Annotated in this window: 16 protein-coding genes and 1 tRNA gene; 7 read left to right on the forward strand and 10 right to left on the reverse strand. The window is 70.2% G+C overall.

Features of this window, described 5'->3' with window-relative positions:
- Positions 1–611: 611 nt before the first annotated feature.
- The 6 genes from ABT122_RS25630 to ABT122_RS25655 form a co-directional block, all read right to left on the reverse strand.
- Positions 612–1,292, reverse strand: a complete 681-nt coding sequence (locus ABT122_RS25630; RefSeq protein WP_351556762.1) for a hypothetical protein — start codon at positions 1,290–1,292, stop codon at positions 612–614.
- A complete protein-coding gene (locus ABT122_RS25635) occupies positions 1,289–1,849 on the reverse strand; it encodes a hypothetical protein (protein ID WP_351556765.1) in 561 nt (186 codons plus the stop codon). Before ABT122_RS25635 ends, ABT122_RS25630 begins: the two co-directional genes overlap by 4 nt.
- A 225-nt stretch (positions 1,850–2,074) precedes the next feature.
- Positions 2,075–4,498, reverse strand: a complete 2,424-nt coding sequence (locus tag ABT122_RS25640) for a DEAD/DEAH box helicase family protein (RefSeq protein WP_351556768.1) — start codon at positions 4,496–4,498, stop codon at positions 2,075–2,077.
- Positions 4,495–6,087 (reverse strand): site-specific DNA-methyltransferase, encoded by a 1,593-nt coding sequence (locus ABT122_RS25645; protein WP_351556771.1) that lies wholly within the window; start codon positions 6,085–6,087, stop codon positions 4,495–4,497. The genes ABT122_RS25640 and ABT122_RS25645 overlap by 4 nt, the downstream gene beginning before the upstream one ends.
- A gap of 245 nt (positions 6,088–6,332) precedes the next feature.
- Complete coding sequence (locus ABT122_RS25650; protein WP_351556774.1) at positions 6,333–6,875, reverse strand: GNAT family N-acetyltransferase; 543 nt, start codon at positions 6,873–6,875, stop codon at positions 6,333–6,335.
- Entirely contained in the window at positions 6,872–8,155 is a 1,284-nt protein-coding gene (locus tag ABT122_RS25655; protein ID WP_351556777.1) for an NsdA family TPR-like regulatory protein, read from the reverse strand. Before ABT122_RS25655 ends, ABT122_RS25650 begins: the two co-directional genes overlap by 4 nt.
- A gap of 231 nt (positions 8,156–8,386) precedes the next feature.
- Between ABT122_RS25655 and ABT122_RS25660 the strand changes: the two genes are divergently transcribed.
- The 6 genes from ABT122_RS25660 (at position 8,387) to ABT122_RS25685 (ending at position 16,727) form a co-directional block, all read left to right on the forward strand.
- A complete protein-coding gene (locus tag ABT122_RS25660) occupies positions 8,387–8,833 on the forward strand; it encodes an ATP-binding protein (protein WP_351556780.1) in 447 nt (148 codons plus the stop codon).
- Between the two features lie 54 nt (positions 8,834–8,887).
- Complete coding sequence (locus tag ABT122_RS25665; protein WP_351556782.1) at positions 8,888–9,067, forward strand: FxLD family lanthipeptide; 180 nt, start codon at positions 8,888–8,890, stop codon at positions 9,065–9,067.
- Between the two features lie 216 nt (positions 9,068–9,283).
- Entirely contained in the window at positions 9,284–12,217 is a 2,934-nt protein-coding gene (locus ABT122_RS25670) for a lantibiotic dehydratase (protein ID WP_351556785.1), read from the forward strand.
- On the forward strand, positions 12,214–13,446 hold the full coding sequence (locus tag ABT122_RS25675; RefSeq protein WP_351556787.1) for a lanthionine synthetase C family protein: 1,233 nt from the start codon (positions 12,214–12,216) through the stop codon (positions 13,444–13,446). The genes ABT122_RS25670 and ABT122_RS25675 overlap by 4 nt, the downstream gene beginning before the upstream one ends.
- A gap of 22 nt (positions 13,447–13,468) precedes the next feature.
- Positions 13,469–15,550 (forward strand): methyltransferase, FxLD system, encoded by a 2,082-nt coding sequence (gene fxlM, locus ABT122_RS25680; protein WP_351556789.1) that lies wholly within the window; start codon positions 13,469–13,471, stop codon positions 15,548–15,550.
- Between the two features lie 76 nt (positions 15,551–15,626).
- Positions 15,627–16,727: a hypothetical protein gene (locus ABT122_RS25685; RefSeq protein WP_351556791.1), complete on the forward strand. Its 1,101-nt coding sequence runs from the start codon at positions 15,627–15,629 to the stop codon at positions 16,725–16,727.
- 184 nt (positions 16,728–16,911) lie between these two features.
- Here the strand turns inward: ABT122_RS25685 and ABT122_RS25690 are convergent.
- Positions 16,912–16,985, reverse strand: a tRNA-Thr gene (locus tag ABT122_RS25690).
- A gap of 277 nt (positions 16,986–17,262) precedes the next feature.
- Between ABT122_RS25690 and ABT122_RS25695 the strand changes: the two genes are divergently transcribed.
- On the forward strand, positions 17,263–18,711 hold the full coding sequence (locus ABT122_RS25695) for an MFS transporter (RefSeq protein WP_351556794.1): 1,449 nt from the start codon (positions 17,263–17,265) through the stop codon (positions 18,709–18,711).
- Between the two features lie 3 nt (positions 18,712–18,714).
- Here the strand turns inward: ABT122_RS25695 and ABT122_RS25700 are convergent, their stop codons facing one another.
- The 3 genes from ABT122_RS25700 to tmk all read right to left on the reverse strand — a co-directional run bounded on the left by ABT122_RS25700 (position 18,715) and on the right by tmk (position 25,194).
- Positions 18,715–20,277: an alpha/beta hydrolase gene (locus ABT122_RS25700; RefSeq protein ID WP_351556797.1), complete on the reverse strand. Its 1,563-nt coding sequence runs from the start codon at positions 20,275–20,277 to the stop codon at positions 18,715–18,717.
- A gap of 96 nt (positions 20,278–20,373) precedes the next feature.
- A complete protein-coding gene (locus tag ABT122_RS25705; protein ID WP_351556800.1) occupies positions 20,374–21,579 on the reverse strand; it encodes a DNA polymerase III subunit delta' in 1,206 nt (401 codons plus the stop codon).
- A 216-nt stretch (positions 21,580–21,795) separates the two neighbouring features.
- A complete protein-coding gene (tmk, locus tag ABT122_RS25710) occupies positions 21,796–25,194 on the reverse strand; it encodes a dTMP kinase (RefSeq protein ID WP_351556803.1) in 3,399 nt (1,132 codons plus the stop codon).
- Positions 25,195–25,445: the final 251 nt, after the last annotated feature.

Genomic DNA, 25,445 nt, shown 5'->3' on the forward strand with positions numbered 1-25,445 from the left:
GCATCTCGGAGCCGGGCGAAAAGTCCAATTCTCACCCGTGCGCATTCCACTGCGCTCAGTGATGGAACCCCGGCGGCCGAGCCGGCGCGACGTCGGGCACCCGATCCCGGTCGAGCGGCGATCACCTCGCGATAGCCCCCCCCGGCCCGACGCGGGTCCGACCCCCGGGCCCCGGAGCCCGGGAGCCCGGGACAGCTCTGCGCACGGCCGCTGTCACCGCGGCCGAACGGGCCTGAAGAGAGACGCGCGGCCGATCCGGCACCGCAGGGGCACCTCCGCCCCTCCCGGCGCGACACCGAGGGAGATCCCCGAAGCAGCGGCGGAGACCCGCCACCCCCTCCCCTCCCCGGAAATGCGAAAAACCCCAGGTCACGGCGAGCGAGTCCTGGGGTCCTTCAGAGCCGCCTTCGGGATTCGAACCCGAGACCTACGCATTACGAGGGCCTGCAAGATCATCCCTGGTGGTGCTGGACGGTGCCGCAGAATCCCGTTTCCGCTGATCAGAAGCTCGTAGCCTTGATCGGCGTGATGCCTGGTCCGCCCCCGTGTCACTCAGTCCGCTCACGCAGCGCTCACGCAGATCGCAACCGCCGCGGGCTTGATTGGCGGCTTCAGATCACCGTTGAGGGCGAGTGCTTGTTCAGGTAACTCTTGAAGGTCTTCCTGATCTCTGCCTGGAGATAACCCGCCTGCGGCGAGTTGGGCACCACGTCACGCTCGAAGCCTCGCTTCCGAGCATCGAGGTACCTGACGATGCTCGGTGAACCGATGTTGGAGACGAAGAGCTCGCTCTGAGTACGGATGTCGGCGCGCAAGCCCTCAAAGTTCCGCGCCAGCCCGATGCCGAGGTTGGACACGTAGTACTTGCACTCGACGATGAGGATGCTCTGACTTCCGCGCGGCTCAACGCCCTGTTCACGGCTCAAGGCCGCTTCCTCGGCAGGCAGCACCAACACGTCGCATTCGTGGCGAACACCTGACGAGCCGGTCACGAAGACGCCAAGGTGGACTTCGAGGGCGGGGGCGCCGTCGAACTCGATCACAGCATGGGTGAAGGGCTGACTGTCCCCGTAGACATGACCCGGCCCTGTCCGGAATACGAGGTTATTGACCTTCGCCCCGTAGACGTCTTCGTACCTGACGGTGGCGCCATGACGACTCGCGGTAGCCACGATCAGCGAGAAGATGAATCCTTCGTAGACATCGGACGGCTTCGACGCGGCATCATACGAAATCGTCCCAGCCGCCAGAAAGCTCTTGATCTCCCCGATCAGTTGATCGACCGCAGTCACCTCCGCACCTCCCGCGACACCTCAGTCACCAGTTGACTGACTCGTTCACGCCGTTCCGTGGGCACCCGGTTCACCAGGATCTCCGTTCGGCTGCGACGCGACCGAGTTCTTTCGTCTGGTTCGAACACGACTCCGTCAACCATGGTGCGGCGGCCGTCGTCACCGCCGGGCTCCGCCTGAAGCGTCTTCAGCGTCTCCCGTTCGATCTCAGGCAATTCGACAAGCACCCGCCTCACCGCATCAAGCAAAAGCTGGACACGTTCCTGGTCCGTTATGGCTCGCGTAGCGATAACCAGCGTCCCTCGCTTACGCGACGCCTCATACTCGCTGGCGCCGAGCAGGTTCCGATCCACCACCTCGTAGCGGAGCGCTGCCGATGCCGGCGTTGCGGCATGGGAATCATCACCGCGGCGTTGGGGGCGCCGACGCAGGATTTTCTCCTCTGGCACGCCTGCTGCGATCGCGGCATCGACATCATCGAGAACCCAGGCCAATGCGGTTCCTTGTAGCGCTTCGCGGAGCGCCTGCTCCGTACGGCGCAGTTCGAACGGGTTCACGCTTCCCCCTTGCCTAGAAGACCTACGGCCGTTGATGCTCATCGCCTTATGGCGCGCCTGTCACTCGTGACAGGCGCGCCATGCCGAGTATCTGACGACTGGACGGTGATGTCGCCGCCTGGAATGGCAGATAACCGATTCCCCAGACCAGAGGCGCCCGGCCTTGAAAACCCAGGCGCCGGGTCCACCGTGGTACCGCCCAGTCCCCTCACGCAGTAAGGATGTTCATTCCGGCTTGGCAAGCGCGATCAGGGACTCCCACGACCCCTTGGCGTCCTTGATGATCTTCTCAGTCGCGAAGATGTATCGCCATGTGCCGAACTCGCCATAGTCCCGGACGAAGCGCGCCCAATCCTCTGCAGCTCGCCGCTTCTCCAGCACCTCGGGATCATTCGCTCGGTCGTTGGCCTTGCCCTCCACGACCCAGTACGTTCCCTCGTTGTCGAGGACGATGAAGTCCGGGTAGTACTTCTTCCCGTTGTCCCGCTCGATCCAAATGGGGCCCGGGTCGTAGTTGCGCAGCCACCACTGGACGCTGGGGCTCGCGTCGAACAGGTGCGCCAGGGCGTACTCGGTACTGCCGGCGTCGAAGGAGGCAACCGGTTCGACTGAGTGCTCCCAGCCCTCGTACCAAAGGTCCTTACGGAAATCCGCCCACTTACTGACGACGTTCGAGGGCATGGGCGGCGGGGGAACAGTCGGGACATCGACCGGCCGGAAGGCGTAAGTGGGCTGGAGCTTACGGGTGTCGTAGGCGGTCTTGACCAGCTTTCCGAGGGCAGTTGCTGCCTGGGCGGCACGCAGTTCACTCCACTCGTGTTCCTGGTCCTCCGCGGTGACGCCGGCTCCCGCCAAGAACTCGCGGACAACACGTTCGGCCGCTCGGGATTCAGCAAGCGTCTCCTCCACGTATCCGATGTTCCAGATCCGCCCAAAGAGATCGTTGCGGAGCTCAGAGATCGAGATGAACTTCTGGGTGGCGTCAACCGATTCGGCTGCCGTCACGAACGTGCCCACCTTGCTGTCCAGGCCACGCTGGGCGTCGACCGCCTGCCGCACCAGCGGGACCTTGAACTCGTTCTTGTATGCGGCACCCTCAGACCGCGCGGCCGCATTGTCGATGTAGCTGAAGGAGAAACGAACAGGAAGAATCTCCCGCTCACGCCTGGGGAAGCGGATCGTCGGTGCACCGGGGACCTTGGTGCGGAGCGTTGCAACGGCCTTCGCGTCCCGCTTGCCTTGGGCCATGACAGCGTCAAACGACTCCACATGCAGCAGCGGAGAGCCGTCCACCAAGTCGTCGCCGATGACACGCGGGCGTGACGTAAAGGTCAGGATCTGCTGCTCATCACCGCTGCTCGGCTGGTTCGCAACAGGGGCCGGCTGCGGACGGCCCTTGTCCAGGTCACCGCCGTCAGCGGGCAGAACCTGTTGCAGCAGCGCGTCCTTGTTGGCCAGCAGCTGCCGGTAGGACTCGTGGGCAACAAGGTCAACTGTGTCCACCATGGGAGTGCCGACCCTCCGCCCATAGGGCAGCCGCAGCCCTCGACCGAGGACCTGCTCCGTCAGAGTCTCCGAAGCAAGAGCTCGCAGGCCGACGATCACCCCGATGTTCTTGACGTCCCAGCCTTCCTTCAGCTTGTTCACCGAGACCACGACGCGTACCGGCGAGTCGGCCTCTTCCACCGCAGCCAGGGCCCGCAGTGCGGTGTCGCTCGACTGCGAGGTGACGGTGAGCACTTGTCCCTCACCGGGAAACATGTCATCGGCTGTCAGCCTGTTTGCGACGCGCTCGGCGTCAGGGATGTCACGGCATACCACGAACAACACGGGGTGCACGGGGGTCCTGCCCTGTGCTTCTGCCCAGGCAGTCCATGCGGCGTCCTTTATCCGCAGCAGATGACAAGCATCGGCAAGGACCGTGCTCTCGTCCTTCCGGCCATCCGGGCGGTAGACGATCACAGGGATCTTCACGAAGCCGTCGGCAATGGCCTCGGCAAGGGAGTATTGGAAGATCGGCTTGACACCTGGTGCAGGTGTCGCGGTGAGTCCGACGACCGCCCGCGCGCCCAGTTCCTCGATGGCCTGGTTGAATGACTTGGCTCTTGAGCTGTAGACGTGGTGCTCGTCCGCGATGACGACGAGGCCCTCTACCTGCTGAAGGTGCTGGTAAAGACCCGTGCCGATGAATTCGTCTCGGGCCCGGATTTTTCTGGACGTCTTGTCGCTGGGCCGGATCAGCTGCTGCACGTTGAAGACGAACAGCTTCGTGATCGTGCCGTCGTGCAGGGCATCGCCCACCTGTCCCCGGGAGAAGTTTTCCGAGGTGATCACCAACGGCTCGGCATCGCTGCCGTTCACGAACTTCGCATGCCCGGGAGTGAAGTTGGCGACCGTCTTATCCTGGATCGTCGTCCCTGGCGTGACGACCAGGATGTTCCGAACTCCCTGGGCTGCCAGGTAGTCCACCAGGCCGGCAAGGATGTACGTCTTGCCGACGCCCGTCGCCAGGTCGCACACCACTTCGCGGCCGTTCCCGTCCGCGATCGCTTCGGCAACCGCGCGGACGGCCGCTGCGTTGGGTGCCCGAAGGTCCAACCTCGCGGCGATGTCTTCCACGAGCGAGGCGTCGTAGTCGATCCAGGTCATCGCACAGCCTTCCCGCGACGCACCAGATCGCGAGGCGCCTTAAGCACCTTGGACCCTCGGCTCAGCTCCGCAACGAGACTCTCAGCTTCGGGCGTGATGCCCCTGCCGACGATCACTGCTCGTTCTCCCTCGTCCAAATGCCCAATAACGCCTCGGGCCACGACCTCGTCCACGACGCCGTCGACAACGGCCAGCCGGGCACGTCCCTTCGTGCCGCAGAACGGCCCTCCGTCCGCGCTGTCATACATGAAGCCCAGCTGGGCTGCGACGACGGCAGTAAAGTCTTCGCCATTGACCCAATCCGCGAGGAAGACTCGGCCATCGGCGATCTCGAACGCGGACGGCGATGCCTTGAGGCTCCTGAAGCCGCCTCCGCCTTCCCATCCAACGGTCTTCGTAATGCCCCCCGGGTCGTCGCCGGCGACGACCTTCTCCAAACGGGGACGGGTGAAGGTCTCAGCCGTCTCTTCGAGGATCTCTGCAGTCACCCAGCGGCGTTCCATCTTGTGCGCTACAGCAGCGGTGGTGCCCGAGCCGGCGAACACGTCGACGACTACGTCGCCCGGGTCAGTAGCGATCGCGATCACGCGCTTCAAGAGAGCCTCAGGCTTCGGGGTCGAGAAGATCCGCGACCGGTCAAAGAGCTTGGTCACCTCGGCCTTCGCCTGGCGGTTGTCGCCGACCTCGTCGTGCGTCCAGAAGGTGGTAGGCACGAGGCCACCCAGTTCCGACTGGAATCGCTTTCTGAACGGGAAGGTGCGCCCCGTCTTCCCCCACCAGAGCCGGTTGTCCTCACGTAGTGAGTCGAAGGTCTCCCTTGAGCACGACCACCAACGGTTTCCTCTCGGGGAAAACACGTCCCCGTGCGGACCGACCACCTCATAGCGTCCGTCCTCGTACGCATGGGAAGCCGTGAGATCCGACCTGCGCCAGGGGCCGCGAGGGTCATTGTCCGGGTTCCAGAACTCCTGGTCGCTCAGCTCCGTGCGATCGATCTTGTTGAGGACAAGATCGCTCTTGGAGCGGGCGTAGACGAGAAGGTAGTCATGGACCGAGGAGAGATGCTGGGCCGAGTTATTGCGCGCGTGGATCTTCTGCCAGACGACAGTCCCGACGAAGTTGCCACGCCCGAAGACCTCATCCATGAGAACGCGACAGTAGGCCATCTCGGCATCGTCCAGATGAACCCAGACTGATCCGCCAGGGGCAAGCAGGTCACGGATAAGCAGGAGTCGGTCACGCATCATCGTGAGCCAGACAGAGTGCTCAAGCGCATCGTCGTAGTGCTGGAAAGCCTGGCCCGTGTTGAACGGCGGATCAATGTAGACGAGCTTCACCTTGCCGCGGTAGTGATCGCCGTACTCCGGGTTACGGACCAGGGCCAGCAGGGCGTCGTAGCTGTCGCCATGAATGAGAAGGTTGTCGGCTGCCGTGCCGGTGACACCGCCGGCCTTGCCTGTTTCCTGCAGTAGGCGGACTTCTGTAGCCCGCGGGTCTTGTCGTGAGACCCACTCGTATCCACCGTCCGCTGTGTTTCGCAGGGCCTCATCCCTGCCGACCCACGACAGGGTCAGACGCCCACTCGTCACCCGCGACCACTCCCTTTTGCACTCGATCGACCCCGGCGCCCGGCGCGGACCACAACACTCGCTGCAACCGTACCGGCCGCTGCCGACAGTGGCGGGCGGTTGGATACCGTCGGCGCTGCAGTTCCATAGAGGGGCACCACCCGACCCGGGCACCATGTGCCGCACCTCATAGGCCGCAGCCGACCCTGTATCGACTGCGGGTCCTACTCAGGCGTGTTCCTCAAGGCGGCGATCACCGCTATTGGTCAGCGGATCGCTCGGACCATCACGATCAGAAGTGGCGAGGCTGGCGACGGTTGGCTCCGGGCAATGTTCTTGTACCCCCACGACCTGTAGAGCGCGTGGACCTTGCCGTCGCCAGCAGCCGGATTGACCATGAGTGTGACATACATCTCATCGCAGGTTGTGGCGAGGAGGGCGTCGTGGATGCGGCGGGCCGTGCCCGTCTTGCGCCAGGCCGGTCGGACGCCGATCTCCTTCAGGGCCAGGGCTGGGCGCTCGGTGTACTTCTCGGCCGGCTCCGGGGTGGTGCGCTGCCAGTAGCGGTCGCCGCGTTCGATGGTGTTGCCGTAGGCGTAGCCGACCGGCTCGCCGTCGGCATACGCCAGGACCACGACGAAGCCCGGTTCGGTGCCGTGGCGGTCCAGGCGTTCGCCGAAGGTGGTGACCGCGTAGTTCGGGAGGTGGAGGAGCGGGGCGCGCACGTCGGCGTAGACGTCGAGCAGGTCGCCGCGGACGGGGGCGAGGGTGGTGAAAGTGCGCAGTTCGATGGTGGGGGCCGTGGTCATGCGGTGGTCCTCCAGGTGGCGGCGTGCTCGGTCCAGGTCTGCGCGGTGGTGCTGCCGGGGGCGGTGGCGCGCAGGGCGGCGCCGAACTCCTGGAGCATGCGTGCTACCCGGGCGTGGTGGGTGGCGACGTCGGCAGGGACCTTCATCGCGGTGGACGTGGCAGCGTCCGCGGCGCCCTGTGCGAGCTGGGCGTGCGCGAGGCGGGTCGTCGCGATGGCGCGGGATCTGATCATGTGGGGACGGAGCGCGGCCAGGCAGCGGTGGGCGTGGTACTCGGCGGTCGGGTAGTCGCCCAGTGCCAGGTGCGCGGACAGGGCCAGGGAGTCCAGCTCGGCCTGGTCGTAGAAGGCGAGCATCCACACGGGGCGGTAGTCCGTCGGGTCGGAGCGCAGCATGGCCTCCTGCGCCTGGTCGAATGTTCGGCGCATGCCGCTGCGGTCCTGGGCCGTGCCCAGGATGGCTCCCTGCCGGGCCAGGCCGAGGGACGCGAACAGGGGGTCGCGCCGGGTGAGGAAGAGGTTGCGGGCCACGTCGTTCGCGGCGAGGGCGTCAGCGGGGCGGCCGAGGTGCCGGTACATGGTTCCGGTGTGGCTCCAGATGCGGAACTTGATCGCTTGGTCACCGGACATCTCGGCGAGGGTCTGAGCCTCCCGCATGTGGGTCTTGGCGTCGTCGTAGCGCCGGCCGTCGATGGCGGCCCACATCGCAGAGGAACGGAACGCTGCTGCGGAGGCGTAGAGGCTGCTGCGTACGCGTTGGGTGGCGCTTCCCGCGTTCTGGAGGTTCAGTGCCTCGTCGGCGAGGGCGGCGGCTCGCTGTTCGATACCGAGCCGGCCGCCGTGCCGGTGGTCGCTGGCGATGATCTCGGCGAAGCGCTTCTGGAGACGGTCGACGTCACTCATGCCGATCCTGCGTGGCAACGCGGTGCCGGGTGAGGCCGCGGCGAGGGCGGCCGTCGCGAGCCCGCCGACGAGTGTGCGGCGCTTCATCTCAGGGTCCTCCTGCTGCGGTGGAACCAGGGCCGACGGAGTCCTGCCCCGTGGAACGAACCCTAAAGCGGTGACGGGCAGACCGGCGATGTCCTCAAGCGCCTTGCGGGTGGCCGACTTGGGCCACCTCACGCGGCCGGCCTTCCAGCCCCGGACCGATGATCCGTCGAGCCCGCCGGGCCTTCCGGTCAACTGCTCCAAGGACCTGTTCACAGCATCGGCGAGGCTGTTGGAGCTGTAGCCGTGCTCTGCCATCCACGCCTCAAGAACGGTGTTGCGCGTGGCATCCATCCCGGCACGGTAGCGCTCGCGTCGCCCAGTCGTCAGGTAAACGCTGGGTCAAATCGCCCTAGGTCGACCCGTTGAGCGCATGCCTGATGGTCCTAACCAGCCGAACGGAAGCCGGGGTTGTCTGGGTGTCGGCCGCCCACCATCCCGGGCGGCTGTTGACGGCCCGGTCCGCACGCTCACATCTCGCAAGGGGCGGACCGGGCGCCGAGACAACCCGAAGGCTCCATCCCCATGACGAGTCTCAACACACCTGTTCATGCCGCCCGTGTCGGGCGCCCCGCCTACAGCCAGACCATCCCGTGCCAGCCGTCCACCGCTGAGACCTGCCGCAAGCTCGTCCAGCGTGTACTCGGTGCGTGGTGCCTCGATGAACTCGCCGACGGTGCCGTGCTGATCGTCACGGAGCTGATCGCGAACGCGTCGAAGCACACCTCGTGCCACGACATCCGTCTGACCGTGGGACGCCCGAGCGCGTCGCGAATCCGGGTCGGCGTCGTGGACTGGGAACCGGAGCGTCTGCCCGCCGCCGGCCACGCGGACCACGGTGATGAGTCGGGCCGCGGCCTGCTCCTCATTGACGCGGTGTCGGACTGCTGGGGCTATGACCTGTACGGCTCGGACAGGTGCCCATGGGGCAAGGAGGTCTGGGCCGAGCTTCAGCTCACCAGCGACGGATGAACGACCCGTCGGCTGCATCAAGCAGTGAACCCACGAAACAAGGAGGTAGTCACCATGACGCGCAACATCGTGGTCCCCAGTCTCACCCAGGTCCGCCCCCAGACGCCCCAGGCGTCGGACGGCTTCGACCTGGACGTCTCCCTCGTCGAGATCGCCGACCCGGCTGGGCTGGTCAACCTGACCGACGACAACTGCGGCACCACCTGTGGTGCCTGCACGACCAACGTCGCCTGACCTGTCTGTGACCAGTTCGGCTGGTGCCGCCGCCTTGGTGCGGCGGCACCAGCCGCCCGTTCCCGCACCCTACGGAGGTAGTCGGTGGTTACCGTGACCGCGGCGTTCCGCGCCGGAACAACTGCCCTCGTACGCGCCGTCGCCCGGCCGCCGCTGGCGGTCCCTCCGTGTCCCGACCTGGGCGGCGGGTTGCCCGGTGCCGCAGCAGCGCAAGCAATGTGGCTGCGTGCGGTCTGGGCGAACGAGGACCTCGTCGAGACCTTGCAGCACTCCAGTCCGGCGCTGGCCGCGCAAGTGCAGGGCCTGTGCACAGGTCAACGGCCCGATCCCCGGGCCCTCCGGCGTACGGTGCTTTCCGTGGTCCGGTATTCGTTGCGGGCCCAACACCGGGCGACTCCCTTTGGGCTGTTCGCCGGTGTGGCCGCCGCATCATTCGGATCGCGGGCGAGTGCGGACTGGGGCGAGGAACACGTGCTCGTCGGCCGAGCCGGGGCAGAGTGGCTGGCCACGGTCGTACAGCGGCTGGAGTCGTGCGCGGAGCTGCTCGAACGGCTGCCCGTTGTTGCCAACAGCACCGCGTCGGTCCGTGGGGATCGGCTCATCGTGCCGTTTCAGACTGATGACCGAGGTGACGAGACCCGCGCTGTCGAGGCATCGCTGGCCCTTACCGCACCAGTGCAGGCGGCCCTCACTGCGGCCGAGGCGCCTATCCGGGTTGGCGCCCTCTTGGGCAAGCTCCGGGCGGAGTTCCCCGAGGCCGGGCCGGAGAAGACTCGCCGGCTGCTGGCAGAACTGATCCGACGGCGGGTGCTGATCACCAGCCTGTGGGCGCAGAGCACCGAGACCGATGCTCTCGGGTACCTCGTCGACCAGCTCGACACCGTCGAAGCCGAGAGCATTGCAACGGTCTCGAGGATGGTGGCCGAGCTGCGCGCGATCCGGGCGGCCTTGGAGAGGTGCACCACGCGCCGTGGTCGGAACAGAGCCGCCGCGCGGATGCGGAAGCTCGTGCCGGATGGGAACGGCCACCCCATCGCCTTCGACCTACGGCTGAACGCCGAGCTCGTGCTGCCGGAGACGGTGGCCCGGGAAGTCGAACGTGCCGCGCTCGCCCTGACCCGGCTGAGCACTCGCCCGTACGGAACCGTCGCATGGGGTGAGTACCACCAGCGGTTCTACGAGCGGTACGGCATCGGCACGATGGTGCCCCTCAAGGAGGTCGTGGCGGACAGCGGCGTCGGCTATCCCGACGGCTACCCGGGCACTCCGGCCGGTGCGCGCCGGCCTCGGGCCTCCGCTCGGGACGACGTACTCGTACGTCTGGCGCAGACGGCCGCGCTCGAAGGCCGGGAGGAGGCCGTCCTCACCGACGAGCTGATCGCCGCTCTCGATGTGGGGCCCGAGGAGCCACGAGTACCGCCACACCTGGAGGTAGGCGTACGGGTGCACTCAGCCGGCTTGGACGATGTGCGGCGCGGGCGGTTCCGGCTGGAGGTCGTGAGCGTGTCACGCGGCGCCGGCGTCTCCACGGGCCGCTTCCTCAGCGTGCTGGAGCCCGGCGACCGCGAGGCACTGAGCACGGAGCTGGCCGATCTCCCGAGCGCGGACGGCGACACCGTGCCCGCGCAGCTCTCCTTCCCGCCGCTCCTCCCCGAAAGCACCCACGTCACTCGTACACCTCAGGTCCTGCCCACCGTGATCAGCCTCCAGGAGCACCGCGCCCCGGACCCGGGCGTTCTCACCCTCGACGACCTCGCGGTCGCGTGCGACGGACGCCGGATGTACCTGGCCGCCCCCGAGCGGGGCCACCGCGTCGAAGCGGTGGGGATGAACGCGCTGAACCTGCGCACGCACACCCCGCCGCTGGCAAGGTTTCTCACCGAGCTGTCCCGGGCCCAGTGCGCGCAGGTCACCGTGTTCGATTGGGGCGTCGCCGCGGCGATGCCGTTCCTTCCTCGCCTCCGCTACGGACGTACGGTGCTGGCTCCGGCGCGCTGGCGGCTGGAGTTGTCGGAGTTGCCCCGCAGCACCGGGTGGGACACGGCCCTGGCCGGCTGGCGGGTCCGACGGCGGCTGCCGCGGCAGGTCTATCTCGTAGAGGGGGACCAACACCTCTTCCTCGACCTCGAAGAGGCCGGTCACCGAACGCTGCTCCGCGAGCACCTCGACCGTGCGCACACCGCCGTACTCGTCGAAGCCCCGGAGGGGTTCGGCTGGTGCGGTGGGCGTGCCCACGAGGTCGTGGTGCCCCTCAAGGCGGTACGGCCGACGGCGTGGCCGCCCCTGCCCGCTCCCACCCCGGTCCGTGCCCTCTCACCAGCACAGATGCAGACCCCGGCCGCCTCCTCCGTACTTCTGGCCACTCTGTACGGAGACGTCCGCCGCCAGGACACCGTGCTCGCCCAGCACCTGCCCGGCCTACTGAAACGGCTCGGCAACCCACCCTGGTGGTTCATCCGTTTCCGCGACCCGGCCCAGCACCTCCGCCTCCGTATCGCCCTCTCCCATCCGGACACCTTCGGCGAGACCGCCCGTGCGGTGAGCGAGTGGGCCGACGAGCTGCGCCGGGCCGGCCTGCTTGCCGATCTGCGCTACCCCACCTCGTACCGCGAGATGGGCCGCTGGGGTTCCGGCGCGGCGTGGGAGGCCGCCGAGGATGTCTTCCGGGCCGACTCACGTGCCGTGGTGGCGCAGCTCGCGCAGCGGCAGCGTCCCGGCCGACGTGCCCTGGTGGCGGCGCACACCGTCGCCATCGCCTCTGCCTTTCTCGGCAGCGCGGAAGCCGGGATGCGGTGGCTGCTCGATCGCATTCCACCGACGGCTCCCGTGCCCGTACCGCGCCCGCAGTTCACGGAGGCCGTACGGCTGGCCGACCCCCGCCGCGACTGGGCGGCGCTGCGCGGAGTCCCGGACGGGGAAGCCATCGTGTCCGGGTGGGCGGACCGGGACACGGCCCTCGCCGCATACCGACCCCACCTGCCGGGCCCGGACACCCAGGGAATCGCCGTCGACGACGTTCTGACGTCCCTCTTGCACGTCCACTTCGTGCGGCATGTCGCGGTGAACTTCCCCGAGGAAGAGGTGTGCCTCTACCTGGCGCGCGCCGCCGCTCTCGCCTGGACCGCGCGTACAAAGGGGAGGCCGTCATGACCACACACCCGACCCTCGACCTGGTCGACGCCATCTCGTCCCAACTCGCCGATCCCGATGTGCCCCGGTCCTGGGCCGTGCCCGCGTACGGGCAACATCTGGCCTATGGCCCTCCCGGCATCGCACTCCTGCACATCGAACGGGCCGCGTGCGGCCTCGGGCCATGGCAACGCGCTCACGACTGGCTCACCGCCGCCACCCGCCAACCCCTCACCAGCGGTCCCGACAGCCACCCCTTCTACGGGGCTCCCGCCCTCGCCCATGCCATGGCCTGCGCGGCGGACCACCTTCCCGGCTCGTACCAGCGCGCCCTGAACTCGCTGGACCGGCAGATCGCGATCGACGTCGACCGTCGCCTGGACGCCGCCCACCGCCGTATCGACGCCGGACGGCTACCGCAGCTCGCCGAGTTCGATGCCATCCGAGGGCTCACCGGATACGGGGCCTACCTTCTGCGCCGCAGTCCCGACGGCACCACGACGCGTGCCGTGCTCGACTACTGCGTACGCCTCACCGAACCGCTGACCGACCAGGACGAGCCCCTGCCCGGTTGGTGGGCGGAGACAGGCCCCTCGGGCAACCCGGACGACCGCTTTCCCGGCGGTCACGCCAACCACGGTATGGCGCACGGCATCAGCGGCGTACTCGCCTTCTTGGCCCTGGCGGCTCGACACGGCATCGTCGTGAGCGGGCACCACGCAGCGATGCGTACCATCCTGGCGTGGCTGGACCGCTGGGAGACCGGGCCCGGTCCGGCGTGGCCGTACTGGATCACCCGCGACGAACTACGGACCGGACGCCTCGCCCCGTCCATGCCCCGGCGACCGTCCTGGTGCTACGGAACCGCCGGCCTCGCCCGTGCTCAGCAGCTCGCAGCGCTCGCCCTCAGCGACACCGACCGCCGTATCCGGGCGGAGAGCGCTCTTGTGGCCGCCCTCACCGACTCCGATCAGCTCAAGGACACCACAGACAACGGCCTCTGCCACGGCTTTGCGGGGCTCGCCCACCTGGCGGCCCGTGTCGCCGAGGACGCCCATGCCACGACCGCAGACCGGATACGCGCCGCGATCCCAGCGCTCCTGGACAAAATCCGCCCACCGGGCGCAGTACTCGGGAGCGGAGATCCTGGCCTGCTCGACGGTGCCGCCGGTGTCGCCCTGGCGCTCATCGCGCCCAGCACCAGCACCCCGGCCCGATCCTCCTGGGACTCCTGCCTTCTCATCGCCTGATCCGCCTGACCGAAGGACCCCAATGCCCTCCGACCGCTGGCACCAGCACAACATCACCTTCGTCGACCGCTCGCGCGCCCAGCTGGTCATCACCGAACGCCTCGCCCCCGCGCTGATCAGCGCCGAGGCGACCGGACAGCTCTCCGGCTGGTGGTTCATGAACAAGCAGCCCTGGCCGTTGCGGTACCGCGCCGACGAACCGGCCCCAGCCGTGGAGTCGCTGCTGGACGACCTAGTCGGTGAAGGCTCGGTCGTGTCATGGCTGCCAGGTACGTACGAGCCCGAGATCGATGCATTCGGCGGCCAAGCGGCCATGGACACAGCCCACGAACTGTTCCACAGCGACTCCCGCCACCTGCTGACGTACCAGCCGGGACCGAAGCGCCTTGGGCGGCGGGAGACCGTCGTCCTGCTGGTGAGCGCCATGCTGCGCGGTGCCGGGCTCGACTGGTTCGAGCAGGGGGATGTCTGGTCGAAGGTCGCTGCCCTTCGACCGGCCACCAATCCTCTGCCGGCCGAACGCACCGCTTCGTTGGCCCCCGCAGTGCGCAGGCTGATGACCGTCGACGCCCGCAGTCTCTGCAACCCGGGCGGCCCGTTCCACGGGCACGACGAATGGGTCACCACCTTCGAGCGGACGGGGGCGACTCTCGCCGATCTCACGGACCACGGTGGTCTCACCCGCGGCCTTCGAGCCGTGCTCGCCCACCACGTGATCTTCCACGCCAACCGCGCCGGTCTCCTTCGGGACGACCAGAGCGCTCTGTTCACCATCGCACGAGAGGTAGTCATGGGAACCAGTGACAACACCGCGCCGCCCAGCGGAGCAGCAACGGACGTCGACAGCGTCGGCGCGGTGAACACCGACATGATCACCGCCGACTCGGCGGAGGCCGAGCGCCTCCGAAACGCCCTGGTGGACCAGATCCTGGCGAACGGCCACGCCCGTACCCCCGCCGTCGAGCAGTCTCTGCGGGCCGTCCCCCGCCATGCGTTCGTGCCCGACGCCTCACTCGAAGACGCCTACGCCAACGCGCCGGTGCACATCAAGTACGACACCGACGGCACGTCCATCTCCTGCGCTTCCCAGCCGGGGGTCGTCGCCCTCATGCTGGACCAGCTCAACGTCCGGCCCGGCGACCGCGTCCTCGAACTCGGCGCCGGAAGCGGCTACAACGCCGCACTTCTCGCGCACCTGGTCGGCGAGACCGGCCACGTCACCACCCTCGACGTCGACGACGACCTCGTGGAGGGCGCCCGCGCCCACCTCACCGCAGCCGAGATCACCAACGCCGAGGCTGTGACCAGGGACGGGGCCCTCGGATACGCGGAAGGCGCACCGTACGACCGGATCATCGCCACCGTCGGCGCGCACGGCGTGCCGCACGCCTGGCTGGAACAGCTCGCCCCCGGCGGACGGCTCCTCGTCCCCCAGCGCCTCAAGGGCAGCGTCGCCCGCTCCATCGCGTACGAACAGCGCGACGGCCGATGGGTATCGCTCGGCAGCGAAATGAACACCTTCATGCCGCTCCGGCGAGGCATCGCCGACGACGACCGCCGTGTCATCCCGCTCAGCGCCGACGGCACCGTCCGGCTCCAAGCCCCCGCCGGCCAGGACATCGATGCCGACGCCCTCGCCCGTGTGCTGGAGCAGCCGCGCACCGAGGAGTGGACCGGGATGACGGTTCGCGCCATGGAGTCGCCGGAATGGATGGAGCTGTTCCTCACCTGCTCGCTGCCCTCCGGCCTGATCCGGATGCTCTTCCCCCAGAGCGCGAAGGGCGGCCTGCTTACGGAGGACCCCTACCCCTCGTCCACCGCGGCCGTCGAGAAGGGCGCCGTCGCCTATCTGGCCCGGCGGCTGCTGGAGAAGAAGACCCCGGAGGGCGGCAAGCTCTGGGAGTTCGGCGTCATGTGCCACGGCCCCGGCAGCGACGAGCTGGCAGCGAAGGTCGCCGACGCCGTCCGCACCTGGGACCGGGAGTACCGCGGCCGGGAGGCCACCTTCGAAATCCAGCCCCTCGACGCCCCGCCCATCGAACAGCGCCCTGGGCTCTTCGCCCTCGACACCCTGCTGAACCGGATCATCGTCGACTGGCAGTGACAACCGCCAGATAGAAGGCGGTGCCCGTTGGCCTACGGCGGCGGGCACCGGCCCAAACCACGCCCCCGGGGGACTCATGGACCCGCACGGACCCACCGCTCAGCGCTTCCCGCTCGTCGCCCGATTCCGTCCCGCCTGCTTACCCCTGCCCCAACGCATTCGCGCGCTCGTCGACCTGGCCGGCACCGCCGTGCGGAAGGCCGATCAGGGCCTGGCGTCAGCCGTCTACAATCAGGCCGCGCTCATCGCCTCCGACCTCGGCCTTCCCGACCTGGCGCGCGAGCTGTGCCACCAGCACGCCGCCGCGTACCTCCCCGCCTGTCCGCTGCCCGAGATGAGCGCGATCCGCGCACTGGAACCCGTGATCAACCTTGCCCGCCTCCAGATCCGCGCCGGCCGCGCCGACGAGGGACGGCAACGACTGCTCGACCTGTACGAAGCCGTCAAGGCAGGCGCGCATGCCCGCTTCGACGATGTCGAGATACCGGCGAACCTCACGGCGACCGAAGCCGACCGCCAAGAGGTCCGTGCTTGGCTCTGGCGCGTACTCCTCGCCGACGGCACCCGCACCCTGACCGGCGCCGGCCGCTGGGCCGAGGCGTTGACGCACATCGAGTCGCACCGGGGCGTCGGCCAGCGGATGCTCGACGGCCGCCAGGTCGCCGTACTGGCCGCCCTCGTCTCCGGCGACACGACCTCGGCAGCAGCGCTCCTCCACGACACGACACCCGGCGACCCCTGGGAACAACTCGTCACGGCGTGCCTGACCGTCCTGTGCCGCAGCGATGACCGGCAGCCGATCGACGATCACCTGACAGAACTGGTCGCGGTCTACCTTCAACGGCCGGCCGAGCCCGGGATGACCGTCTTCGACATCCGGCTCGGGCTCACTGTTCTCGACACTCTCGCCTCCATCGAAGCACCCGCCGCACAGCTCGTCGTGGGAAAACTCCACCGCGCAACGGTGGAAGCTGAGGACGGCTACGCGGCCCGCGAGCTGCTGGCCCACCCACTCTTCCTCACCTTGGCCACGGTCCGGGAAGCTCAGGACTGCCATGCCCTGGTCAGGGCCTGCGCTCTGGGAGCCGGAGCCATCCCGGATCATCCGCACGGCGGACTGTCGGCGGCCCTGCGCGCCAGCGGCAAGGTGATCCGGGACAGCCTCCTGCTCCGGTGACCGGCGTCGGAGGCTCAGGACGGTCGGCGGAAGTCCGACGAAGGAATCCCGAGGAGCGGGACCGAAGCCCCCACCGCGCCCGCCGCCCGCCCCGCGTCACCCGACAGCGCGATCCGCCGCCCGCCCCCTCCCCGGAAAAACGAAAAACCCCAGGTCACGGCGAGTGAGTCCTGGGGTCCTTCAGAGCCGCCTTCGGGATTCGAACCCGAGACCTACGCATTACGAGTGCGTTGCTCTGGCCAACTGAGCTAAGGCGGCAAGCTGGGATGCACCGGCCCCTTTCGAGGACACGTTCGCATCAGCAGCGGCGCCAAGTCTACAGGGTTGATCAGGGTGCCCCGAACCACCGGCGGGGAGCGGGGGAGGCTGTCGAGTTGCGCGGCGCGGGGGGCATCCCTCAATACTGACCTCGGAGAACATATACACCCATATCGCCACTTTCATCCCGGAGGGCAAGGCCGTGGCCGGAGCCGTGAACCCCCCAGGCCGCGCCGCGGAAGAGCGCCCCGGACCCGGGCGGTGGGGGGTGCTCGCGGTGCTGTGTTCCAGTCTGCTGCTGGTGGCGATGGACGCGACCATCCTCAATGTCGCGCTGCCGTCCCTCATCGACGATCTGCGGCCGAGCGCCATCGCCCAGCTGTGGATCATCGACATCTACGGGCTCGTCCTCGGCGGGCTGCTCGTCACCACGGGCGCCGTGGGCGACCGCTACGGGCGCAAGCTGCTCTTCATCACCGGGATCGTGATCTTCGGGATCGCCTCGGTCGTCGCCGCGACGGCGGGGAGCACGGGGCAGCTGATCGGCGGGCGGGTGCTGCTCGGGATCGGAGGGGCGATGGTCATGCCGTCGACGCTCTCGCTGATCCGGAATGTCTTCACCGACGCGCGGGAGCGGGCCCTCGCGATCGGGATCTGGGCGGCGGTGGCCGGGGCCGGGGCGGCCGTGGGGCCGCTGGTCGGCGGGGTGCTCGTGGAGGAGTACGGGTGGGCCGCCGCGTTCTGGATCAATGTGCCCGTGGTCGTGGTGACCATCATCGCGGGGGTCTGGCTGCTGCCGGAGTTCAAGGACGCCGGGCACGGGCCGCTCGACTATCTCGGCTCGGTGCTCTCCGTCGTCGGGATCGTGGCACTGGCCTGGGGCATCAAACACGTCGCCAAGGGCAGCCCGGCCCCCCTGGACCTGGCGGTACTGGCCGCCGGGGTGCTGGTGCTCGCGCTCTTCGCACGACGGCAGCTCACCCTGCGCGATCCGCTCCTCGATGTGCGGCTCTTCAGGAACCGCACCTTCACCGCCGCCGCGCTCGTCATCCTGATGGCGATGCTCGCGATCGGCGCCGCGCTCTTCCTGGTCTCGCTCTGGCTCCAGTACGTCCACGGGTACTCCCCCTCCCAGGCCGGCCTGCGCACCCTGCCCGCCGCGCTCGCCATGCTCGTCGGAGCGCTGCTCGCGCCCTGGGTGATGGAGCGGATCGGGGTCAGATCGATCATGGCGCTGGGGCTGAGCGGGGTGGTCGCCGGGTTCCTGGTGCTCGCGCTGTCGCCCGAGCCGACGACGTACGGCTATGTCGCCGCCGTTCTCGTGCTGCTCGGCCTCGGCGACGGGATGGCGATCACCACCGCCTCGTCGGTGCTGGTCTCCACCGTCCCCGCCGAGCGCGCCGGACAGGCCGGGGCCGTCTCCGAGACCAACTACGAGCTGGGCGTCGGTCTCGGAGTGGCGCTGCTGGGGTCGATCCACGGCGCGGTGTACGCGCGTCATATGGCCGGGCAGCCGACCCAGGCGCGCGAGTCGATCGGGGGCGCGTACGAGCTGGCGACCCGTGAGGGCGGCGGAGCGGGCGAGGCGGTGCTGGCCGCCGGGCGGGCGGCGTTCGACAGCGCGCTGACCACCACCGCCTTCGTGTCGGTCGGGATCGTCGGCGCCGTCACCCTGCTGGTGGTGTGGCTCGTACCGCGCGGTCTGCACGCCACCGCGGGGCACTGAGGCTCAGCGGCAGCGCTTCCCGTCGGCCGGGACCGTGCCCTCCAGGAGGTAGGCGTTGATCGCCGTGTCGACGCAGTCGCTCCCCCTGCCGTACGCCGTGTGGCCGTCGCCGTCGTAGGTCAGCAGCGTCCCCGAGGAGAGCTGTCCGGCCAGCCCGCGCGCCCAGGTGTACGGGGTCGCGGGGTCGCGGGTCGTGCCCACGACCAGGATCGGGGCCGCGCCCTCCGCCTCGATGCGGTGCGGCTTCCCGGTGGCGGGCACCGGCCAGTACGCGCAGTTCAGCGCCGCCCACGCGAAGCCGCGGCCGAAGACCGGGGAGGCCCTCTCGAACGTGCGGACCGCGGCCTCCACATCCTTCGGACCGGTGAAGGCGGGCGGCAGGTCCAGGCAGTTCACGGCCGCGTTCGCGTACATCAGATTGGAGTAGGAGCCGTCGCCGTCCCGCTCGTAGTAGCTGTCCGCCAGCGACAGCAGGGGCGCGCCGTCGCCCTTCATCGCGCTGGTCAGGGCCTCGCGGAGCTGCGGCCACGCGCCCTCGTCGTACATCGCGGTCAGAACGCCCGTCGTCGCCAGCGCCTCGCCCAGCTCCCTGCTCTCCCCCGTGGGGACGGGCCGGGCGTCCAGTTCGGCGAAGAAGTCCTTGAGCCGGGTGGAGGCGTCCCGCGCCGAGACGGTGCCGAGCGGGCACTCGGGCTGCTCCACGCAGTCGGCCGCGAAGGACTGGAAGGCGGTCTCGAAGCCGGCCGTCTGGTCGCGGTTGACCTGGCGGGCGGGGAGGGAGGGGTCCAGCGCGCCGTCGAGGACCAGCCGGCCGGTGCGGCCGGGGAACAGCTCGGCGTAGGTCGCGCCGAGGAAGGTGCCGTACGAGGCCCCCACATAGGCCAGCTTCCGGTCCCCCAGCACCTCGCGCAGCACATCCATGTCCCGGGCCGCCTCCACCGTGGAGACATGCGGCAGGACGGTGCCGGAGCGCTTCTCGCAGCCCTGGGCGAAGCCCTTGAACGAGGCGGTGAGACGGCCGGTCTCGGCGGCGTCGTCGGGGGTCTGGTCGGTCTGGGTGTACGCGTCCATCTCCTTCCCGCTGAGACACTCCACCGGCTCGCTGCGGGCCACCCCGCGCGGGTCGACGGCGACCATGTCGTAGCGGGCGCGGACCGGGGCGGGGTAGCCGATGCCCGCGTACATCTGGAGGTAGCCGACGGCCGAGCCGCCCGGGCCGCCCGGGTTGACCTGGAGCGAACCGAGCCGCTTCCCGGGGCCGGTCGCCCTCTTGCGGGCGACGGCCAGCTTGATCGATTCGCCACCGGGGTCCCCGTAGTCGAGCGGGACCTTCAGCGAGGCGCACTGGAAGTCGGAGGCGCCGCACTCGCGCCACTCCAGCTTCTGCCGGTAGTACGGCCGCAGGGCCGCGCTCGGTTCGGCGGCGGGCGCGGTGCCGGACCCGGCGCCGCCGGAGGTGGACGCCGAGGCTCTGGACGATGAGCTCCCTCCCGTACAGCCGGAGGCCAGCAGGGCTGCTGCGGCCACCGCGAGGACGGAACTGCGGAACGTACGCCTTGGGTCCATTCCCGGAGAGTAGGGGACGATGCGCGGAGAATGCCCCTCCTTGCACGGATGGGTGAACCGGAGTGTTGACCCTGACGGCCCCGGGAGGACGGAGGGTCAGCCCGCCCGCAGGGCGACCGTCATCGCCTCCACCGCGAGGAGCGGAGCCACATTCGCCTCCAGCACCTCCCGGCAGGCCACCACGGCCTCTATCCGGCGCAGGGTGAGCTCCGGCGTCGAGGAGCGGGCGATCCGGTCGAGGGCGTCCCGTACGTCCTCGTTGGCGATGGCGATCCCGGAGCCGAGCTGGATCGCCAGGACATCGCGGTAGAAACCGGTCAGATCGCTGAGCGCGAGATCGAGACTGTCGCGCTGGGTACGGGTCTTGCGGCGCTTCTGCCGGTCCTCCAGCTCCTTCATCGCCCCGGCTGTGCCGCGCGGCATCCGGCCGCCCTGCGACGCGCCGAGCGCCGCCTTCAGCTCCTCGGTCTCCTTGACGTCGGTCTCCTCGGCGGCCTGCCGGGAGTCCTCGGCGGCGGCGTCGATCAGCTCCTGGGCGGCCTTGAGGCAGCCGCCGATGTCGTCGATCCGCAGCGGCAGCTTGAGCACGGTGGCCCGGCGGGCCCGGGCCCGCTCGTCGGTGGCGAGCCGGCGCGCCCGGTCGATGTGCCCCTGGGTCGCCCGCGCGGCGGCGGCGGCGGCCTCGGGCTCGATGCCGTCCCGCCGGATCAGCACATCGGCGACCGCAGCGACCGGGGGCGTGCGCAGGGTCAGATGGCGGCAGCGGGAGCGGATCGTCGGCAGCACATCCTCCAGCGAGGGCGCGCAGAGCAGCCAGACCGTGCGCGGCGCGGGCTCCTCGACCGCCTTCAGCAGGACATTGCCCGCGCCCTCGGTGAGCCGGTCGGCGTCCTCCATGATGATCACCTGCCAGCGGCCGACCGCCGGGGAGAGCTGGGCGCGGCGGACCAGGTCGCGGGTCTCCTTGACACCGATGGAGAGCAGGTCGGTGCGGATGATCTGGACATCGGCGTGGGTGCCGATGAGGGCGGTGTGGCAGCCGTCGCAGAATCCGCAGCCGGGGATGCCGCCGAGCGCCCGGTCGGGGCTGACGCACTGGAGGGCGGCGGCGAACGCGCGGGCGGCGGTGGCCCGGCCGGAGCCGGGGGGGCCGGTGAACAGCCAGGCGTGCGTCATCTTGGAGGCGTCGGGCGACTGCTCGCCGTCCGCCACGGCGGTGACGAGGGCATCGGCATCCCGCGCGGCGGCGCTGAGCTGCGTCTGCACCCGCTCCTGACCCACGAGGTCGTCCCACACGGTCATCCGCCGTCACCCCTGCCTTGCGTGCTGCCGCTCATACCGCCCCTGTCCGTGGTCTCCCATTGTGGGGCAGGGGTCTGACAGTGGAGCACCGGCGCCCCAGCGACGGGCGTCCGCCGCCGCGCGGGGCGCCGGCGGGACCGCCGCGCGGGGCGCCCTGGCCCGTCCACCCGGTCCACCCGGTCCACCCGGTCCACCCGGTCCACCCGGTCCACGGGGTCAGCGCCGGCCCCGGCCGCCCTTCTCGTCGTCGCGGCGGCCCAGCAGCTCGTCGGCGAGGGTCGGGAGGTCGTCGAGCGGGGTCTCCTCCGCCCAGTCCGAGCGCCGCTTCGGGCGGCCCGTGTCCGGGTCGATCTGCGGAAGCTCCCGCGTACGGGCGTCCGATCCGTCGGGTCCGCCGCGCCCGGCACGGTCGCCGCGGCCTCCGTGACCGGCGCCGTGGCCGCCGCGGTCGTCCTGGCCGGTGTCCCGCTCGTCGCGGAAGAAGCCCGGAGGCACCCGGTCCGCCGGACGGTCGTCCCGTACGGGGGGCAGTACGGCCGTCTCGTCGGCCGCGCGCGGGTCGCGGAACTGCGGCAGTACGGCCGTCTCGTCCGAAGCCCGCGCGTCGCGGTCGCCGCGGTTGTCGCGGTCGCCGCGGTTGTCGTCGCGGTTGTCCCGGCCGCCCCGGGTATCACGCCCGTCACGCGGAGCGCGGGGCTCACGCGGCGCACGCGACTCATGCGACTCACGCCGCTCACTCGTCTCACGCGGATCGCGCACCGGCGGCAGAACCGCCGTCTCCTCCGACGGCGAGGAGGTCCGGTGGTCCCGCTCCGGAACCACCCTCGGCACCTGCTGGGTGTCGTCGTCCGGGCGGACCACCGGCGTGGGGACCGTCACCTCGTTGGGCGAGTGGTCCCCCGGGCGGACCACCGGGGTCGGCACGGTCACCTCATGGGACGAGACCTCGGCCGCCTCGGCCGCCGCCCGCTCGGCGGCGCGCCTGGCCTCCTCCTCGGCCGCCGCGCGGCGCGCCTCCTCGGCCCGCAGCAGGGCCTCCTCCGCCTTGCGCTGCTTCTCCAGACGGCGCTCCTCCGCCTCCGCCCGGAGCCTGGCCTGTTCCTCGGCCAGCCTGCGCAGCCGCTCCTGCTCGTCGCGGCGCGCCTTCTCCTCCGCCTCGCGCTTGCGGCGCTCCTCGTCGGCGAGCCTGCGGGCCTCCTCGGCGCGCTGCCGGGCCTCCTCCGCCAGCCGTTCGGCCTCGCGCTGCCGCGCGGCCTCCTCCTCGGCCTTGCGGCGGGCCTCCTCCTCGGCGCGGAGCTTGGCCAGCTGCTCCTGGCGCTCGCGCTCCAGGCGCTCCTCCTCCGCCTTGCGCGCGGCCTCCTCCTCGGCCTTGCGCCGGATCTCCTCCTCCGCCTTGCGGCGGGCCTCCGCCCGCGCCTCCACCTCGGCCGCCGAGAGCGGCAGTATCCGGTCGAGACGGTGGCGCACCACCGTGGTGACGGCCTCCGGCTCCTGCCCGGCGTCCACCACCAGATAGCGCGCCGGGTCGCTCGCCGCCAGCGTCAGAAAGCCCGAGCGCACCCGCTGGTGGAACTCAGCGGGCTCCGACTCCAGCCGGTCGGGCGCCTCCGTGAAGCGCTCCCGCGCGGTCTCCGGGGAGACATCGAGCAGGACGGTCAGATGCGGTACGAGGCCGTCCGTGGCCCAGCGCGAGATCCGGGCGATCTCCGTCGGCGACAGATCCCGTCCGGCGCCCTGGTAGGCGACCGAGGAGTCGATGTACCGGTCGGTGATCACCACGGCGCCGCGCTCCAGCGCGGGCCGGACCACCGAGCCGACGTGCTCGGCGCGGTCCGCCGCGTACAGCAGCGCCTCGGCGCGGTTGGAGAGCCCGGCCGACGACACATCGAGCAGGATCGACCGCAGCCGCTTCCCGACCGGGGTGGCGCCCGGCTCGCGGGTGACGACGACCTCGTGGCCCTTGTTGCGAATCCACTCGGCGAGCGCGTCGACCTGGGTGGACTTCCCCGCTCCGTCGCCGCCCTCCAGGGCGATGAAGAACCCGGTGGGGGCGGTGGTCTGGGACGGGTCCGCGCCCCGGCGCAGCGCGTCGCCCAGATCGCGGCGCAGGGGGACGCCCGCGCGGTCGTCGGTCCTGGCGAGGACGATCGCGGCGACCGGCAGCAGCAGCGCGCCCGCCAGCATCAGCGCGAAGGCAGCGCCGCCATGGGTGAAGACGAGGTCCCCGGCGGTGAGGCGGTGCGGGCCGATCGCCGCGGCCAGCAGCGGGGCGGCGAGCGCGCCGAGCGCGATGGCGACGCGGACGACCGCCTGGAGGTGATCGGTCATCCGGGCCCGCCGGGGGGCCTCGGACTCCTGGTCGACGAGGGCGTGCCCGATGCCGGCGGCGACACCCGCCGACACTCCGGCGAGCAGGGCGATGAAGAGGACGGTCGCGGTGTCCGGGACCAGTCCCATGGCCAGCAGCGCGACACCGGTGACGGCGACCGCGAGGGCCAGCAGCCGGCGGCGCGACAGGGTGGGCAGGACGGATTCGGCGGCGCGGATGCCGAGCGCCGTACCGCCGGTCAGGGCGAGGACCAGCAGCGCGAAGGTGACGGGTCCGCCGCCGAGGTCCCCGGCGTGCAGTACGGAGACGGCGACGGCCGCCGCGACGGCGCCCGCGACGGCCGCGCAGGCCAGCAGGAACAGCGGCAGGGCGCCGGTGCGGCCCTTGTCGGCGGAGCCGCTCGGGGCGGACGGGCGGCGCAGCCCCTCCAGCGGCGAGCGGGGCCGGGGGGTCGGCGAGCCGGGCAGCTGGATGAAGGCGAGCACCGAGACGGAGGCCGCGAAGAGGCCGGCCGCGACATAGGAGCCGAGGGCCGCCTGGTGCAGGGAGAACCACTCGATGCCGGCGCCGAGGAGATTGCCGATGAGCGTGGCGACGAGCAGGGCGGCGGCACCGGCGGGGACGGCGGCGAACGCGGTGCGCAGCCAGAGCCGGCGCAGGGCGTCCAGATGGTCCGGCAGCGGGCGCACCGCCGCGCCCTCCAGCGGCGGGGCGGGCAGCAGCGCGGGGGCGGCGCCCTCGCGGGCGACCGTCCAGAACCGCTCGGCGGCGCCGGTGGCGAAGACGGTCGCCAGCAGGATCAGGGGGGCCGCGCCGGGGGTCCACTCCAGCCACAGGGGGGCGACGACGAGCAGCGCCAGCCGCAGACCGTCCGCGCCGATCATGGTCCAGCGGCGGTCGAACGGGCCCTTGGCTGAGGTGAGGGTGGTGAGCGGACCGAGGAGTACGGCTCCGAAGAGGACCGTGGCGAGGACGCGTGCGCCGAGGACGGCGGCCACCGAGAAGGCGGCGCCGCGGTAGCCGGCGCCGAAGGTGCCCTCCGAGACGGCGGCCTGAAGGGTCAGCAGCAGCAGGACGAGGACGGCGACGGCGTCGCCGACACCGCCGACGGCCTGGGCGTTCCAGAGCCTTCTGAGCGAGGGGAGGCGCAGCAGCGCGCGCAGCGCCCGCTCACGGGAGTCCGCGGCGAGTGCGTCGGGGACATCGGGGGCGTCGGGGCCGTGTGCGGTCTCGGAGACGGGGCTCACGGCCGCCTGCGGCTCGGCTGGCTGCTCGGATCGCGTCATCCGCCCAGCCTATCCGGAGCACACCGCTGCCTGCGGGGCCCGCCCGAACATACGGACGTTCGAGATCGGGGGGCGGGGCGGGGCGCCGGCGGGGGTCGCGACGCGGTGTGCGGGGTGCCGGACGGCGGGTGAGGGGGGTCTGCGGGTCGGGAGGTTCGCGGAGTTTCGGGTTTTCGGCGGATTCCCGGCATTCTGCCCGGAAGGACGTGCCTGGGCGGGCAGCGGGACGCCGGTACCGCCCCGGCGGCCCC

Origin of the sequence: Streptomyces sp. NPDC001985 (assembly GCF_040296845.1) — a bacterium.
Taxonomy (GTDB): Bacteria; Actinomycetota; Actinomycetes; order Streptomycetales; family Streptomycetaceae; genus Streptomyces.